The following is a 17,692-nucleotide window of genomic DNA, read 5'->3' on the forward strand; positions in this document are numbered from 1 at the left end:
ATAATCAGGCTGCCTTTTCACCCCGTGGTGGGGATGCGCTTGCCCCTCCACGAGCTGACGCGCGGTCCCACTCCGCGGCGGGGTCCCGAAGGGGCAACAGGGCTGGCGCTGTGCCTGGGACCTCGTTGGGGTGGGTGTGGAATGGCTATCCAGCCCTTCAGGTTCACCATTTTGGCCCCTGTCGGCGGCGACTTTTCGCACCCGCTGGGCGGCCCCGAGGGAGAGACATGAAGGACGCTGAGAAGGTTTCGTGGGTCTCCAGGATTGCCGCACTCCAGGACATCAAGACCTACGCGGAGCTCAACTGGGAGGGCTCGTTCGAGGACTACCTCGAAATCGTTCGCAAGAACCCCAAGGTCACCCGCACCGCCTTCCAGAGGATCTACGACATGATCCTCAGCCACGGGAAGTCGGAGTACATCGACAACAAGAAGAAGCTCATCCGCTACCACTTCTTCAGTGACGAGAAGTTCGGCGGCCGGGACGCCATCTTCGGGCTCGATGTGCCCTTGATGAAGCTCGTGAATGTCTTCAAGTCGGCGGCGCAGGGGTACGGCACCGAGAAGCGCGTCATCCTCCTTCATGGCCCCGTGGGCTCGTCCAAGTCCACCATCGCGCGCCTGCTCAAGAAGGGCATCGAGGAGTATTCCAAGACACCCGAGGGCGCGGCCTACACCTTCTCCTGGGTGACGGACAGGAAGCAGCCCGACGGCTCGGTCAGCAAGGAGAAGATGCGCTGCCCGATGAACGAGGAGCCGCTCAACCTGGTGCCCCGCGAGTGGCGCACCAAGGTGTTCGGCGAGCTGTCCTCCACCGAGGGCGGCTACACCATCCCCGATGGCTGCGAGCTGTGCCCCGCCTGCCGCTTCGTCTTCAAGGACTTGATGACGCAGTACGGGGGCGACTTCGGCAAGGTGATGAACCACGTGCGCGTCCACCGGCTCGTCTTCAGCGAGAAGGACCGCGTGGGCATCGGCACCTTCCAGCCCAAGGATGAAAAGAACCAGGACTCCACCGAGCTGACCGGCGACATCAACTACCGGAAGATCGCCGAGTACGGCTCGGACTCGGATCCGCGCGCCTTCAACTTCGATGGCGAGTTCAACATCGCCAACCGCGGCATCATCGAGTTCGTCGAGGTGCTCAAGCTGGACGTCGCGTTCCTCTACGACCTGCTCGGCGCGTCGCAGGAACACAAAATCAAGCCGAAGAAGTTCCCTCAGACGGACATCGACGAGGTCATCATCGGGCACACCAACGAGCCCGAGTACAAGAAGCTCGAGAACAACGAGTTCATGGAGGCCTTGCGCGACCGCACGGTGAAGATTGACATCCCGTACATCACCAAGCTCACCGAGGAGGTGAAGATCTACGAGAAGGACTTCAACTCCCGCGCCATCAAGGGCAAGCACATCGCGCCGCACACCCTGGAGATGGCGGCCATGTGGGCCGTGCTCACGCGCCTGGAGGAGCCCAAGAAGCACAACCTGTCGCTCCTGCAGAAGCTCAAGCTCTACAACGGCAAGACGCTCCCCAACTTCACCGAGGACAACATCAAGGAGTTGCGCAAGGAGAGCGTCCGCGAGGGCCTGGAAGGCATCAGCGCCCGCTACATCCAGGACAAGATTTCCAACGCGCTGGTGAGCGACAAGGGCGAGGGCTGCATCAATCCCTTCATGGTCCTCAACGAGTTGGAGGCCGGCCTCAAGACGCACTCGCTCATCAACAGCGAGGACGCCCGCAAGCGCATGAAGGAGCTGCTCACCACGGTGAAGCAGGAGTACGAGGACATCGTCAAGAACGAGGTCCAGCGCGCCATCAGCGCCGACGAGGACGCCATCGGCAAGCTGTGCGGCAACTACATCGACAACATCAAGGCCTATACCCAGAAGGAGAAGGTCAAGAACAAGTACACCGGCCTCTACGAGGAGCCCGATGAGCGCCTCATGCGCTCCATCGAGGAGAAGATAGACATCCCCGAGAGCCGCAAGGACGACTTCCGCCGCGAGATCATGAACTACATCGGCGCGCTGGCGGTGGAGGGAAAGACTTTCAACTACCGGACCAACGAGCGCCTGCACAAGGCGCTGGAGCTGAAGCTGTTCGAGGACCAGAAGGACAGCATCAAGCTCAAGAACCTTGTCTCCTCCGTGGTGGACAAGGAGACCCAGGAGAAGATCGACCTGGTGAAGGACCGGATGATGAAGAACTACGGGTACTGCGAGATCTGCTCCACGGACGTGCTGAACTTCGTGGCCAGCATCTTCGCCCGCGGCGACGCGAAGGAGTAACACCCACAGAAGGGGCGACCCGTCGTGACCTTGAAGATCCACCAGGACCACTCGCGCTTCAAACAGATCGTCCGCGGGAAGATCAAAGCCAACCTGCGCCGCTACGTGCAGAAGGGCGAGATGATCGGCAAGAAGGGCAAGGATGCCATCAGCATCCCCATCCCTTTCATCGACATTCCGCGCTTCAAGTATGGCCACAAGGAGCAAGGCGGCGTCGGACAGGGCGAGGGCGAGGTGGGCCAGCAGTTGGGCCCCGGGGCTGTCGAGCCCGGGGACGGACACCAGGCCGGCCAGGGCGAGGGAGACCACGCCCTGGAGGTGGACATCACCCTGGACGAGCTGGCGCAGATATTGGGCGAGGAGCTGCAGTTGCCCAACATCGAGCGGCGCCAGAACGAGCGGCTCATCACCCAGCGCATCCGCTACACGGGGGTCAACACCACCGGCCCGGAGTCCCTGCGGCACTTCAAGCGCACCTTCAAGCAGGCCCTGAAGCGGCAGATCGCCACCGGGACGTATGACCCGAAGATGCCGGTCATCATCCCCACGCGCGAGGACCGCCGCTATCGCAGCTACAAGCTGCAGGATCTGCCGGAGACGAACGCGGTCATCATCTACATGATGGACGTGTCCGGCTCGATGGGTGACGAGCAGAAGGAGATCGTCCGCATCGAGAGCTTCTGGCTGGATACGTGGCTGCGCCACCAATACAAGGGATTGGAGTCGCGCTACATCATCCACGACGCCGTGGCGCGCGAGGTGGACCGGGACACGTTCTTCCACACGCGCGAGTCCGGCGGGACGATGATCTCCAGCGCCTACAAGCTCTGCCGGGACATCATCCTGGCGGACTACCCGAAGAGCGCGTGGAACATCTACCCGTTCCACTTCAGCGACGGTGACAACTGGAGCGCGGATGACACGCGCCAGTGCATCGACATGCTCCGCAACGACGTGCTGCCCAACGTCAACCAGTTCGCCTACGGACAGGTGGAGTCACCCTATGGCAGCGGCCAGTTCATCAAGGACTTGCGCGAGGCGGTGGGAGACACCCCCAACGTCGCGCTGAGCGAGATCGCCGACAAGGACGCCATCTACGCCTCCATCAAGGACTTCCTCGGCAAGGGCCGCTGACGCGGTCCCACCGGGGCATGCCGGAGCACCCGCCGATGCCCAAGAGCCTCACACCCCGCCTCGCCCAGCTCCGGGATGAAATCCATGGCCACGCCAAGGAGTTCGGCCTGGATTTCTTCGACACCGTCTTCGAGATGGTGAGCTACGACGAGATGAACATGGTGGCCGCCTACGGCGGCTTCCCCACGCGCTATCCGCACTGGCGCTGGGGCATGGAGTACGAGCAGCTCGCCAAGGGCTACGAGTACGGCCTGAGCAAGATCTATGAACTCGTCATCAACAACGACCCTTGCTACGCGTACTTGATGGAGAGCAACCCGGAGGTGGACCAGAAGCTGGTGATGGCCCACGTCTACGGTCACTGCGACTTCTTCAAGAACAACTTCTCCTTCCGGCACACCAACCGCCGGATGATTGACGAGATGGCCAACCACGCCACGCGGGTGCGCCGCTGGGTGGACAAGCTGGGCGTGGAGAAGGTGGAGGACTTCATCGACCGGGCCCTCAGCCTGGAGAACCTCATTGACCAGCACTCGCCTCACATCCGCCGCAATCCGGACCCCAAGCGGGTGGAGGACGAGCGCAAGGCGAACGAGGGCGTGGAGGGCTTCAAGGTGGGCCGCGAGTACATGCGCGGCTACATCAACCCTTCCGAGTTCCTCGACTCACAGCGGCGCAAGGTGGAGGACGAGAAGCAGCGGGCGAAGCGCTTCCCGGAGCGCCCCCAGCGCGATGTGCTGATGTTCCTGTTGGAGCACGCGCCGCTGGAGCCGTGGGAGGCGGACATCCTCGCCATCCTGCGCGACGAGGCCTATTACTTCGCGCCCCAAGGCCAGACGAAGATCATGAACGAGGGGTGGGCCAGCTACTGGCACTCCACCATCATGACCCGGCGGGCCCTGCGCGACGATGAAATCATCGACTACGCGGACCACCACTCGGGCACCATGGGCACGCGCCCCGGCGCCATCAATCCCTACAAGCTGGGCATCGAGCTGTGGCGGGACATCGAGGACCGGTGGAACAAGGGCAAGTTCGGCAAGGAGTGGGACGAGTGCGATGACCTGCGCGCGCGCCACGCGTGGGACAAGAAGCTGGGCGCCGGCCGCGAGAAGATTTTCGAGGTCCGCAAGCACTACAACGACATCACCTTCATCGACACGTTCCTCACGCCCGAGTTCGCGCTGGAGCAGAAGCTCTTCGTGTATGGGTTCAACGACAAGCGCAACTCGTGGGAGATCCTCAACCGCGAGTTCCGCAAGGTGAAGGCGAAGCTGCTCCAGGGCCTCACCAACTTCGGCCAGCCCATCATCGAGGTGGTGGACGGCAACTTCGAGAACCGCGGCGAGATGCTCCTGGCCCACAAGCACGACGGGCAGGACCTCAAGGGCGACTACGCCCGCGAGACGCTGCGCAACCTCCAGTCCCTCTGGCGCCGGCCCGTGAACATCATCACGCGCTACGACGCCAAGGGCGCCATGCTGCGCTTCGACGGGCAGAACCACTCCGAGAAGAAGGTGGAGCTGTAGGCCCACCCGAAGCAGCCAGCCAGGCGGGCCTGAGAGGTTTCCCAGTCAGGAGTTGGGCGAGGGCGCGGGTGTCCACTACACTCGCGCCCCTTGCTCATGAAGACCTCTGCCCTGCTCTGTCTGCTCGCCCTGCTGGTGGCCTCGTCCTCCGAAGCCGCCATCCGCTACGACATCAAGAACCGGCGCATCCAGCCGAGGCAGACCCTGGCGGGCGCGCTGCATGAAGCGGCGCTGCCGGACGCGCAGGTGGAGGCCGTCATCGCGGCGCTGGAGGGCGTGTTCGACTTCCGCAAGTCGCGCGTGGGCGACCAGTTCCGCCTGGTGATGCGCGACGGCGAGCTGGACTTCTTCGACTACCGCCAGAGCACGGTGGACGAGTGGCAGGTGCGCCGCGACGGCGAGAAGTACGTGGGCAGCAAGCGCTCCATCGAGGTGGAGAAGCAGGTGTCGCTCGTCGCGCTGGAGATCAACACGTCGCTGTACGAGGCGGCGCTGGAGGCGGGCGAGGACCCGGCCATCGGCTTGGTGCTGTCGGACGTGTTCGCGTGGGACATCGACTTCTACCGCGACGTGCGCAAGGGCGACACGGCGCGCGCCCTGGTGGAGAAGTTCGTCTCCAAGGGTCGCGTGCTGCGCTACGGCGAGGTGCTGGCGGCCACGTACGAGGGCGGGCTCGTGGGCAACAAGAAGGTGTTCCGCTACGTGACGCCGGACGGGCAGGCCAACTACTTCCAGGAGGACGGCGCGAGCGCGAAGAAGTCCTTCCTCAAGAGCCCGCTGAAGTACGCGCACGTCACCAGCGGCTACGGCTCGCGCTTCCACCCGGTGCTCCAGTACGTGAAGAACCACAACGGGGTGGACTACGGCACGCCCATTGGCACGCCGGTGTGGGCCGTGGCGGACGGCACCGTGGTGCAGGCGGGCAACGCGGGCGCGGCGGGCAACATGGTCGTCCTGCGCCACAGCAACGGCTTCGAGACGCAGTACATGCACCTGTCCGGCTTCGCGCAGGGCGTGCGCGCGGGCCTGCGCGTGTCCCAGAAGCAGGTGATTGCCTATTCGGGCAACACCGGGCGCTCCACCGGACCGCACCTGCACTTCGGCCTCAAGCGCGGCGGCCAGTACACCAACCCGCTCACCCAGAAGTTCCCTCGCGCGGACCCGCTGCCCAAGGCGCAGCTGCCGGACTTCCTCGCCAAGACGCACGAGCTGGCGCAGCAGCTCCAGGCCGTCTCCGTGGCCGCGGTGGCCGGCCAGGCGCCCGCCCCTACCGCCAAATAGCGCGCGGCTGGCAGGTAGCGCGCGGCTAGGTCCACTCAATCACGAAGTCGAACTCCGCCAGCCCCAGGGCCGTGCCCACCACCCGGCCCTCGCGCCCCAGGGCCGCCAGCGCCGCGGCCAGGATGCCCTCGTGGACCGGCAGGGGCAGCATGTCCCCTCGGAAGTGCAGGCGAATCTTCCGCTCGCCCAGCGGCTGGTAGTCCCGCTCCCCGTAGCTCACCGACGTGGAGTACGCCGCGGGCGCGTTGCAGTAGATGCGCTTGGGGTCCGTCCCCTGGATGAGGCGCAGGAGCGTCTGCCCCACCGCGGACTCGAAGAAGCCCTTCGCGATGGCGTCCCCGCACGCGCGCAGGGCCTCGTCGCGCGAGGCGTAGTGCGCCCGCAGCGTCTCCGCCGTGCCGTACAGGAGCCGCAGGAAGTCCACGACCGGGTACGAGAAGAAGTCCACCGGGGGGCGGGAGAACAAGAGCCCCCGCAGGCGCTCCGCCGCCTCCAGCCCTTGCTTGCGCTCCACCAGCGCCAGCACCGCCGAGAAGCTCAGGCCCCGGACCGTGTCCCCCGGCCGGGACATGGCGATCCGCTGCTCCAGGTCACTGTCAAGGCGCGCCATGATGGCGCGTTCTACTCCAATTCCGGCTTCAAACGACTCCTCACATTAACCTGAGAAGACACACCTACCGTGTCAGAGGGCACGCGCCGCGTCACGAAGTCCCGGGAGCCCCCTTGCCCCCGGGTTGTCCGAGTGAGCAGTCCAGGCGGGGCACCCACGCTTTCCCATGCCAGGGGGGTGCGGGCACGGTAGCCTCGCGGGCCGCGCGGACCCAGGCGTCCGCGGCCTGTCCACCCTCCTGGCCCCCGAGACACTCGAACCATGGCCCCTCCCGCCTCCGTGCCCCCCGCGCAGTCCCCGTCCTCGTCGGTGGGCCCTCCCGAAGACAGCGGCCGCACCGGGCTGGACGCGGCGAGCGTGCGCCGAGGCTTCCTCGAGCATGTGCGCTACTCGCGCGGGAAGAACCCGGAGACGGCCACGCCGCATGACCGCTTCATGGCGCTGTCGCTGGCGGTGCGCGACCGGCTGACGGACCGGTGGGTGAAGACGGCGCGCGCGTACTACGAGCAGGACGTGAAGCGGGCCTATTACCTCTCCGCGGAGTACCTGCTGGGCCGCGCGCTGGGGAACAACCTGCTGAACCTGGGCATGTACGAGGCCGCGGCCGAGGCCATGCGCGAGGTGGGCACGGACCTGACGGACTTGTTGGAGATGGAGCCGGACGCGGGCCTGGGCAACGGCGGCCTGGGGCGACTGGCGGCGTGCTTCCTGGATTCGCTGGCGACGCTCGGCTACCCCGGCATGGGGTACGGCATCCGCTACGAGTTCGGCATCTTCACGCAGGACATCGTGGACGGCTATCAGGTCGAGCGCGCCGACGAGTGGCTGAAGTTCGGCAACCCGTGGGAGATCGTCCGGCCGGAGAAGGCCGTGCCGGTGCGCTTCTTCGGGCGCGTGGAGCACCAGCAGGGGCCGGATGGTCGGCCCGTGGCGCGCTGGGTGGGCGGCAAGACTGTCATTGGCGTCCCGTACGACACGCCCATCGCGGGCTATGGCAACAACACCGTCAACACGCTGCGGCTGTGGCAGGCCCGTGCGAGCGAGGAGTTCGACCTCCTCCTCTTCAACGCGGGCGACTACGAGCGCTCGGTGGTGGAGAAGAACGACTCGGAGGTCATCTCCAAGGTCCTCTACCCCAACGACGCCTTCCAGGCCGGCAAGGAGCTGCGCCTCAAGCAGCAGTACTTCTTCGTGGCGTGCTCCATCGCGGACATCGTCCGGCGCTACCTGAAGAACCACACGGACTTCAGGGACTTCCCCAACAAGGTGGCCATCCAGCTCAATGACACGCATCCGGCCATTGGCGTGGCCGAGCTGATGCGCGTGCTGGTGGACGAGAAGCGTCTGACCTGGGACGAGGCGTGGGACATCACCCAGGCGGTGTTTGGCTATACGAACCACACGCTCCTGGCCGAGGCGATGGAGAAGTGGCCGGCGACGCTGTTCGAGCGGCTGCTGCCCCGGCACCTGGAGATCATCTACGAAATCAACCAGCGCTTCCTGCGCCAGGTGCAGATCCGCTACCCGTACGACGTGGAGAAGCTGCGGCGGATGAGCCTGGTGGAGGAAGGGCCGGAGAAGAAGATTCGCATGGCCCACCTGGCCGTGGTGGGCAGCCACAGCATCAACGGCGTGGCCGCGCTGCACACGGACCTCTTGCGCCGGGACGTGCTGCCGGACTTCGCGTCCATGTTCCCCGAGCGCTTCAACAACAAGACGAACGGCGTGACGCCGCGCCGCTGGCTGGCGTGGTGCAACCCGCGTCTGTCCAAGCTCATCACCAGTCGCATCGGCGATGGGTGGACGTGTGACCTGGATCAGCTGCGCAAGCTGGAGCCGCACGCCGAGGACCCGGCGTTCCGCGAGGCCTTCCGCGCCGTCAAGCGCGCCAACAAGGAGGAGCTGGCTCGGCACGTGCGCGACCTGCGCTGGGTGCAGCTCAATCCGGACGCCATCTTCGACGTGCAGATCAAGCGCCTGCACGAGTACAAGCGCCAGCTCCTGGACGCGGTGCACATCGTCGCGCTGTGGATGAAGGCACGCCGCGACCCGTCCTCCATCGTCCACCCGCGCGCGTTCATCTTCGGTGCCAAGGCGGCCCCCGGCTATCACCTGGCCAAGCTGACCATCCGCCTCATCAACGGCATCGCCGAGGTGGTCAACAGCGACGCGGGCACCACGGGGTTGCAGGTGATGTTCCTGCCCAACTACCGCGTGAGCCTCGCCGAGCGCATCATCCCGGCCGCGGACGTGTCCGAGCAGATCTCCACCGCGGGCATGGAGGCGTCCGGCACCGGCAACATGAAGCTGATGCTCAACGGCGCGCTGACGCTGGGCACGCTGGACGGCGCCAACGTGGAGATTCGCGACGCGGTGGGCGACAAGAACTTCTTCCTCTTCGGCCTCACGGCGGACGAGGTCATCGCGCGCAAGAAGGCGGGCTACCGGCCGCGCGACGAGTACCAGGCGAACCTGGAGCTGCGCGAGGCGTTGGACCTCATCTCCACGGGCTTCTTCTCGCCGGAGGACAAGAACCTGTTCCGCCCGCTGGTGGACAGCCTGCTCGAGGAGGACCGCTACCTGGTGCTGGCGGACTTCGGCGCGTACATGGCCAAGCAGGAGGAGGTCGTCCGCGCCTATCAGGACGCGGACGGCTGGACGCGCAAGTGCATCATCAACGTCGCGCGCGCGGGCATCTTCTCCTCGGACCGCACCATCCACCAGTACGCCCAGGACATCTGGCGCGTGCGCAAGACGCAGGTGGAGTAGCCCTCCACGACGCGAGGCGGGGCGCCCTGGCATGGACGCCCCACCCGCTCACGCTCACGCCGCCTTGTTCAGCCACGCCTCGTAGGCACGGAAGTCGTAGTCGCGCCCGAGGAAGCGGTGCACGAGGTGCGCGGCATCATCCGAGCCACCCGGCTCCAGCACCGCGCGGCGGTACGACTGCGCGGGCTCCGGGTTGAGCAGGCCCTTCTTCTCGAACACGGTGAAGAGGTCCTTCGCGATGACGAGCGACCACATGTACGTGTAGTAGTTGGACGAGTACCCATCCAGGTGCCCGAAGGAGAGGTGGAAGTACGTGCCCTCCTGGTACGGGAACGGGATGAACTGCGACTGGAGTTCGCGCACCAGCTCGGTGGGGTCCAGGTTCGTGGGGCTGCGGCGGTACAGCTCCAGGCTGAGCTTCGCGTAGAACATCTGCTGCCGCACGAAGAGGCCCTTGCCGAACTCGTCCGCGCGGTTCATCCGCGCCACCAGCTCCGCGGGCAGCGGCTCGTTCGTCTGGAAGTGCCGGGCGAACGTCTGGAGGCACGTGGCATCCCGGCCCCACTCCTCCAGCATCTGCGACGGGGCTTCGACGAAGTCCCACTCCGTGCGCACGCCCGACACGCCGGCCCAGCGCGTGTGGCCGCCGAAGATGTGGTGCAGCAGGTGGCCGAACTCGTGGAAGAACGTCACCACGTCGCTGTGCTGCATGAGCGCGGGCTCGGTGCCGGGCTTCGGGAAGTTGCAGATGAGCGCCCCCTCCGGCAGCCGGTGTCCGGCCTTGCCGCTGGTGAGGACGAACTGGGCCGCGTGCTTGAACTTGTCCGCGCGCGGATGCATGTCCAGGAAGAAGCGCCCGCGCAGCGTGCTCCCCTCGTACACGTCATACGCCTCCACGTCCGGGTGCCACACGGCCGCGTCGGGGACGTGGCGGTACGTCACGCTGAACAGGCGCGCGGTGAGGTCCAGCACGCCCTGCTTCACGCGCGTGTACTCGAAGTAGGGACGGACCGACTGCGAGTCGAAGGCGTACTGCTCGGCCTTCACGCGGTCATCGAGATAGCCCGAGTCCCATGGGTCCACCCGCGCGGCGCCGGGCTCGTCCTGGCGCTTGCGTGCCAGCAGTTGCTGGTAGTCGCGGCCCATGCGCGCCTCGGAGGCCTGGGCAATCTTCTGGATGAAGTCCGAGGCGGCCTCGGCGCTGCGGACCATCTTGTCCTCGGTGGCGTAGGCCGCCCAGGACGCATAGCCCAACAGCGTGGCCAGCTCGTGGCGGCTGGACACCAGCTTGTTGAGCACGTCCACGTTGGCCGGGTAGCCGCGCAGGCGATTGGCGCGCCAGAGCAGCTCACGCGCCTTCCCGTCGCGCGCGTACGTCATGAAGGGGATGAGGTCCGGGTAGTCCGTGGTGATGCGCACCTTCCCGTTGGCGCCGGGGGCGTGGGCCCGCACGTAGTCCTCGGGCAGGCCGTCGAGCGCCTCGGGCATCAGCTCCACCGAGCGGGTGTCCTGGCTGATGTTGCGGCTGAAGTCCTGGCCAATGCGGACCAGCTCCTCCTGAAGCGCCTTCACGCGGGCGCGCGTCGGCTCGTCGCGATCCACGCCAGCGCGGCGGAAGTCGCGCAGCACCTTCTCCATCCACTTGCGCGTGGCGGCGTCCTCGCGGGAGAGGTCCAGCGCGGCGAGGACGTCGTAGATGCCCCGGTCCATGCGGATGTCGTTGGCCAGCGTCTCGATGGCCTGCTCGGCGGCCTCGGCGGCCTCACGCAGCTCGGCCTTCGGGTGGGCGTGGCGCACGACGCTGGCGCGCGCGGAGGCGTCATCCAGGGCCGCGCCGGCCTCGTCGAGCGTCTCCAGGGCCTGACGGGTATCGCGGGGCAGCGGCATGGACTTGAGGCGCTCGATGCCAGCGCGGGCGGCGGCCATGGCGTCCTCGCACGCGCGACGGAATTCATCCGGCGGGCACGTGACGTAGCGGCCGGCGACGGGGGTGAGGGACTCGGACACGGGGAGGCTCCTGGGCCTGGGGAAAGAAGGACCGCCAAGGTAATGCGCCCGCGTCGCCAGGGCATCAGCGACGTGAGCGAGAACGCGTGAGTTGCCGCCCAGCGAACGCCCCGCGCGCCGTGCCCCGGGTCTTCGGAGACGACAAGGGCCGCCCCGGGGTGCGTTCCGGAGCGGCCCTGTTCTCAATGCGAGTCTTTCAGCCGTGCGAGGCTACGGGCACGTGTTGGCGGCGCCCGGCGTCGGGACCGCCACGCTGAAGACGCGACCGTCACGGCGTCCCGCGCCGCAGCGCTGGATGGACACGGTGTCCTTGGAGCTGGTCGCGTTCTCGTTGGCTTGCACGCGGCGCGCATCCCCCACCGGCCACAGCAGGGCGTTCAGCAACCCCGTGGCAAGAGGCGTCGCGGCGTTGTTGTAGACAAGCGCGTCGATGAGGCGGGTGGCCGTGACCGCGGTGTTGTTGGGGAAGCTTGCGGCCGTGTTCTGGTAGACGGCCACGCCATCCTCGCCGTTCTGGAGCAGGCCGTTGGCGAACGTGAGCAGGGGCGCGGGCGTCATCGCCCCGGTGTTGCCCACCACCACCCGGCCTCCGGCGTCCGTCGTCGTGTTCAGGTCCACCGCCAGGTAGGACTGGTTGTTGGCACCGTTGTAGAAGACCAGGACGTAGCCCGAGAGGTTGACGCCCGGGACGCCCGTGGACAGCTCCACGAACTCCTTCGTGTCCGTGCCCACCTGATCCGCATCCAGCTCGGAGATGAGCAGGTCGATGACGGTGACGTTCTGAGGCGCGCTGCTCCCGTTGGGCGAGGTGACGACGATGGGCTGCGCGGCGATGGGCGTGGCGTCCGCGAGGCTCGCGAGGGTGAGCTGCGTGTCCGAGTCCACCGTGAACGTCTGGGCCACGCCACCCACCGTGACGGACGTGGTGCCGGTGAAGCGCACGCCGGTGACAATCAAGCGCGCCCCCCGAGCGATGACGCCCGGCGCGGCGGAGCTGACCGCGGGCCCCTGTACGGGCGACGCCACCACCACGGAGCCGTAGGTCCCCGACGGAGGCACCGCGATGCCGGTCTGGTCGCAGTACGTCCACGGCTGGCCCGGCTCCTGGAACCGGTAGCGGAAGCCATACAGATACGTGCCCGTGGTGGGGATGTGCAGGGTGGCCTGCATCTCGTCGTCGTTCGGAGACGCGCCCGCGTAGCTCGGGTTGAAGGCCGCGGACGTCCAGGTCCAGGCCTCGGGGTGCGCGACGTCCGTGCCGTAGCCCAGCTCGGCCTCGATGCGCGGATAGAAGTCATTGCCCGCGAGGTTCCGCGTGGTGACGTCCATGTCATAGAAGCGCGAGGTGATGGTCTTCGAGTCCGTGGTGAGGATGGTCGCCGGGTAGTTGGCGTCTCCCGCCACGGGGAACGTCTTCGGGTACTGGATGGCGCACCAGTCCACGGGCGGCGTGACGTTGAGGCCACACGTGTCGTTCACCCGGTTGGGCGTTCCCCGGTCTCCCCCCGCGATGATGTCCTGCACGGCATCGCACCAGTACCAGGGCCGGGCGCTGGCGGGCGTGCCCACCAGGCTCGACGCGAGCGTCATGGCGCGCCCCACCGTCTGCGGATAGCTGTTCGTGTACGTGAGGTCATCCACCACGGTGGCCCCCTTCTTGACGGTGAGCCGCCCCGTGCTCCCGAGCGTCAGCGCCGAGCCATAGGCCAGGTCCGCGGACACACCGCCGTTGGTGCCCAGGCTCTTGTCCTGCGCGACGACCAGCGTGTGCGAGGCACCCACCGGCACCGCCGCGCCCGGGCCCGCGTCCAGGGTGTAGCTGACCACCGAGCCCGCGCCGTTGTCGTAGCTGAGCGTGAGGCCCGCCGCGTCGAGCAGCTTCGTGCTGACGTTGGTCAGCTCCACGTACTCCGTGGTGCCCGCCGACGGCGAGTGCATCACCTCGGAGATGACCAGCTCACCCGCCGCCGCGCTGGACGCCGTGCCGCAAGCGCCCGCGTAGCAGACGCCTCCCGCGCCGGGGCACACGTTGCTAGTGGGCGTGTTCACGCACACGGGCTGGTTGCCTTGCACCTCGCACGCGGACGCATACGTCACGCGCGACACGCCATCCGCGCCACACGCAGGCGAAGGCGGCGTGCAGGTGAAGTTCGTGCAGGGGTTGCCCGTCGTCGCGCTCGCGAACGCCAGCGCGCTGCCATTGCCCGCGTTGTCCGTCACGCGCAGGGCGAAGTAGTAGAGGGTGTCCGCCACCAGTCCCGACACGCTGACGCTCTCGGCCGCGCCCGGAGCCTGGGGAGCCGGCAGGCTCGACGCCGGCGTCGCGGAGGCGAAGTTGGCCTCGGAGATGGGGGAGGTCGCGTAGCGCAGGTCATACGACTGCGCGGTGCCCTGGCTTCCATCGTCGCCCGTGGCGGTCCAGCTCACCTTGATGCTCGTGGCGGACAGGGTGCTCGCGGCGAGGTCCGAAGCCACGCCCGGAGCGGTCGTGTCGCTGATGACGAGGTTGCCGCTGGTGGCGTCGCTCAGGCCGTTCGCGGTGGCGCGGAGCTGATAGGTCCCCTCCCCGTCCACCGTCAGGCCCGAGAAGGTCACCTGCCCGGAGGAAGGCGTCCGCGTGGTCGTCCCACCGAGGAGCGCCGCGCCCACGAGCGACACCGTCACCTGCGGCCCATTGGCCTGAGCGCGGTTGCCATAGGCGTCGCGCAGCACAACGTCCGCGTCCGCGAGCGGCTGGCGAACCTGTCCCGTCGTCGGCGCGGAAGTGAAGACGAGCACCGTGGCCGCCGCGGGGCCCACGTCGTCCGTGTGCGAGGCGGACAGCGAGGCGTCCGCTGTGTCCGTGAACGTGACCGTCTGGGAACCCGCCGTGTGGAACGCCACCGAGAAGGTGTGACGCCCACTGTCCGCGGCGCTGAAGGTCTGATCCGCGGGCAGCACCGCCTGGGCATCCGAGGCGCTGACATGCACCGTGCCGACGTAGCCCGTGCTCACGTTGCCGTGCGCATCGCGCACCGTGAGGTCGAAGCTCACGGGAGCGCCCGCGACGTAGGGGCCGGCCTCGGCCTGCACCGAGAACGTCGCCGCGGGGCCCGCCACCGGCGTCACCGCCACGTTGGCCGTGAGCGTGGACTGCGCCGTGTCCGTCACGGTCAGCGAGCCCGGGGCCGCGGTGAGGAACGTCACCGAGAAGACGTGCGCCCCCGCATCGGACGCGACGAACAGATAGTCGCCCGGGAGCTGGGCCTGCGCGTCCGTGGACGTGAAGGCCACCCGGCCCACATAGCCCGTGGCCACGTTGCCGTGCGCATCACGCGCGGTCACCGTCGCGGAGACCGGCGCACCCGAGACAGGCGACGCGTTGGCCACCGCCAGGGTCAGCGACGCCGCCGGCCCTGGCTCCACCACGGTGCTCGCGCTGCCGGAGAGCGCCGCGTTGGCCACGTCCGTCACGGTGACCGCGCGGCTGCCCGCCGTCTTCAGCACCACGCCCGGGAACACCTTCCGCCCCGCGTCCCCAGGCATGAAGGCCGCGTCGGCCGGAAGCACCGCCTGCGCATCCGTGGACGTGAAGTGCACCGTGCCCGCGTAGTCCGAGGAGATGTTGCCGTACGAATCCCGCACCGTGACGGTGAGCGACCGCGCGCTCCCCGCGACCACGGTGGACGGCAGCCCCTCCAGCGTCACCGACTGACCCCCGGACGACGACACCTCCACGGTGAGCGAGGCGGTGAGCGCCGCGTTCACCGTGTCCGTCGCGGTGACGGTCTGCGAACCCGCCGTCTTGAGCGTCACGCCGGAGAACACCTTGTGCCCCGCGTCGGCGGAGCTGAAGGTGAAGTTCGCGGGCAGCACCGCCTGTGCGTCCGTGGACGTGAAGTGCACCGTGCCCGTGTAGCCCGTGGCGACATTGCCCGCCGCGTCCTTCACGGTGACCTCCACGCTCTGGGAAGCACCCGCGATGACCGGCGCCACGAGGCCCACGAGCGAGAGGCTCACGGCCGCGCCCGCGCGAACGGTGAAGGACTGGCTCGTCACAGCCGGCAGAGAGCCCGAGGTGGCCGTGAAGGTGTACGAGCCCGCGGTGTCCACGCGGAGCCCGGAGAACGTGGCCACGCCATTGACCGCCGTCTGCGTGACCGCCGGGAAGGACGACTGCCCCGTCAGCGACAGCGTCACCGCCGAGGTGGCCTTCGTCACGGTGGCGCCGGAGCTGTCCTGGAGGGCCACGCGCACATCCGCCAACGCCGTTCCCGACGTGCCGTCCACCGGCTGCGTCACGAAGGCGATCTGTGACACCTGCGGATCCTGCGTGGACACCGCGAGGCTGGCCGAGCGCGCGGACAGACCCTGGTTGTCCGTCACGCGCAAGGCCACGTGGTAGTTCTGCCCCGCCGTGAGGCCCGAGATGACCGCCGACTCCGCCGAGCCCGCCGCGGCGGGAGCGCCCACCGCCACCGGCGTGGCCGCGTTGAACGCGGCGGCCGAGTCGATGGGAGCCGTCGAATAGCGCAGCTCCTGCGAGGTCGCCCGTCCCTGATCCGCGTCATCTCCCACCGCCGTCCAGGTCACCGTGACGGACGTGGTGGTGGATCCAGCCAGGGCCAGCACCGGCCGAGAAGGCGGCACGTCATCCACCACGACGACCTCGGCGCTGGTGGCGGCCTGGAGACCCGGCGCCGTGGCGCGCAGCTGGAAGCGGCCTTCGTCCGGAATCGAGAGCGTGGTGAACGAAGCCACTCCATCCACCGGCGCGACCGTGACGACACCGCCCAGCGAGCCCCCTGCCTGCGCGAGCGCCAGCGTCACCGCGGGCGTGCTGGCCGCGGCCCGATTGCCATACGCGTCCTGGAGCACCACCTCCACCAACCCGAGCGCCGCGTGCACCGACACCTGCGAGGCCACATGCGCGAACGCGAGCTGCGCGGCCGGGCCCGACGACACCCGCACGTCCTGAACGGAGACCAGCGCCGAGAGGGCCGCGTCGCGGAACGCGAGGTTCTGCTCACCCGCGCGCTTGAGGACGATGCCCGTGAAGGTGAACTGCCCCGCGTCCGTCGCGGTGAACACATGCGCCGCGGGCAGTGACGCCCCGGCGTCCGAGCTGCTCACGCCCACGGTGCCCACGTAGTTCGTGGCCACGTTGTCGTAGGCGTCCCGCAGCGTCACCCGCGCGCTCTGCGCGGCGCCCGCCGTGACGACCGCCGGAACATCCGTCACCACCAGCTTCGCCGCCGCGCCTGGAGCGACCTCGAACGAGGGGCTCGTGGCCGCCGTCAATCCCGTCGCCTCGGCCTTGAGCACATAGCCCGTGCCCGCCTTCTTCAGCAGCACCTCGGAGAAGCGCGCCACGCCATCCACCGCGTGCGCGGAGAGCGTGCCCTCCAGCGCCGCGCCGCCCGGCCCCGCGGACAGCGACAGCGTCACCGCATCCGTGGCCCCCACCACCGTGCGGCCCTGCGCGTCGCGCACGGCCACCTCCAGCCCGCTCATCAACCCGCCCGCCGTCGCGGACAGCGCCGAGGCCGTGAAGGCCAGCGACACGGCGCGAGGCGCGACGAAGGTGACCGTGGGATGCGCGCCCAGCACCACCGCGCCGCCCTCCGCATCCACCGACGCGGTGACCGTCTTCACCCCCGCGCGCGTGGACACCACCGAGGCGTGCGTGACGCCTTGCGCGTCTGTCTTCGCTCCAGGCTGCGTGACGGTGTTGCCTTCGCCAGACACCTCGACGTGCACCGTGCGCCCGGTCATGGGCGTGCCGTCCTTCTGCATCACGGTGACGGTGATGCCCACCACCGCCTGCCCGTCCGCGAGCACGTCCGCCGAGCGGTCCACCACCACCGTGGAGCGCGCCGCATCCGGCATGGGCTTCGGCGCCGGAGGCTGCGGCGTCACGTTGTCACCGCCACAACCCAGGGACACACCCAGCAACAACACACCCAACCCGAGGCATCGGGCGAGCGGCACAAGACGTGGAGGCATGGTTTCTCCGGCCAGCGAGCAGACCTCGCGCGGCAAGCAGCCAGGCGCGAGGCATTGCTTTGTACCAGACAATCCCAGCCCCCCGG

General features: G+C 68.0%; 8 protein-coding genes. 5 read left to right on the top strand and 3 right to left on the bottom strand.

Features of this window, described 5'->3' with window-relative positions:
• Positions 1 to 227: 227 nt before the first annotated feature.
• The 4 genes from JGU66_01490 to JGU66_01505 all read left to right on the top strand — a co-directional run bounded on the left by JGU66_01490 (position 228) and on the right by JGU66_01505 (position 6,235).
• Positions 228 to 2,291: a serine protein kinase gene (locus JGU66_01490; protein MBJ6759415.1), complete on the top strand. Its 2,064-nt coding sequence runs from the start codon at positions 228 to 230 to the stop codon at positions 2,289 to 2,291.
• 24 nt (positions 2,292 to 2,315) lie between these two features.
• A complete protein-coding gene (locus JGU66_01495; protein ID MBJ6759416.1) occupies positions 2,316 to 3,425 on the top strand; it encodes a DUF444 family protein in 1,110 nt (369 codons plus the stop codon).
• A 35-nt stretch (positions 3,426 to 3,460) separates the two neighbouring features.
• Positions 3,461 to 4,954 (top strand): SpoVR family protein, encoded by a 1,494-nt coding sequence (locus JGU66_01500; protein ID MBJ6759417.1) that lies wholly within the window; start codon positions 3,461 to 3,463, stop codon positions 4,952 to 4,954.
• Positions 4,955 to 5,050: 96 nt separating this feature from the next.
• The gene (locus JGU66_01505) at positions 5,051 to 6,235 is read left to right on the top strand and encodes a peptidoglycan DD-metalloendopeptidase family protein (GenBank protein MBJ6759418.1); all 1,185 of its coding nucleotides are present in this window, start codon (positions 5,051 to 5,053) and stop codon (positions 6,233 to 6,235) included.
• Between the two features lie 25 nt (positions 6,236 to 6,260).
• Here the strand turns inward: JGU66_01505 and JGU66_01510 are convergent, their stop codons facing one another.
• Positions 6,261 to 6,845, bottom strand: coding sequence for a DUF2378 family protein (locus tag JGU66_01510; GenBank protein ID MBJ6759419.1), 585 nt, complete (start codon positions 6,843 to 6,845; stop codon positions 6,261 to 6,263).
• A 261-nt stretch (positions 6,846 to 7,106) separates the two neighbouring features.
• Here JGU66_01510 and JGU66_01515 point away from each other — a divergent pair, with 261 nt between their 5' ends.
• A complete protein-coding gene (locus tag JGU66_01515) occupies positions 7,107 to 9,614 on the top strand; it encodes a glycogen/starch/alpha-glucan phosphorylase (GenBank protein ID MBJ6759420.1) in 2,508 nt (835 codons plus the stop codon).
• Between the two features lie 54 nt (positions 9,615 to 9,668).
• Here the strand turns inward: JGU66_01515 and JGU66_01520 are convergent, their stop codons facing one another.
• Both JGU66_01520 and JGU66_01525 read right to left on the bottom strand, forming a co-directional pair.
• Positions 9,669 to 11,621 carry a Zn-dependent oligopeptidase gene (locus tag JGU66_01520; GenBank protein MBJ6759421.1) on the bottom strand — a complete coding sequence of 651 codons (1,953 nt, stop codon included), beginning with the start codon at positions 11,619 to 11,621 and terminating at the stop codon, positions 9,669 to 9,671.
• Positions 11,622 to 11,831: 210 nt separating this feature from the next.
• Entirely contained in the window at positions 11,832 to 17,606 is a 5,775-nt protein-coding gene (locus tag JGU66_01525; protein MBJ6759422.1) for an Ig-like domain-containing protein, read from the bottom strand.
• Positions 17,607 to 17,692 lie beyond the last annotated feature (86 nt).

It is taken from the genome of Myxococcaceae bacterium JPH2 (genome assembly GCA_016458225.1).
Lineage (GTDB): Bacteria > Myxococcota > Myxococcia > Myxococcales > Myxococcaceae > Citreicoccus.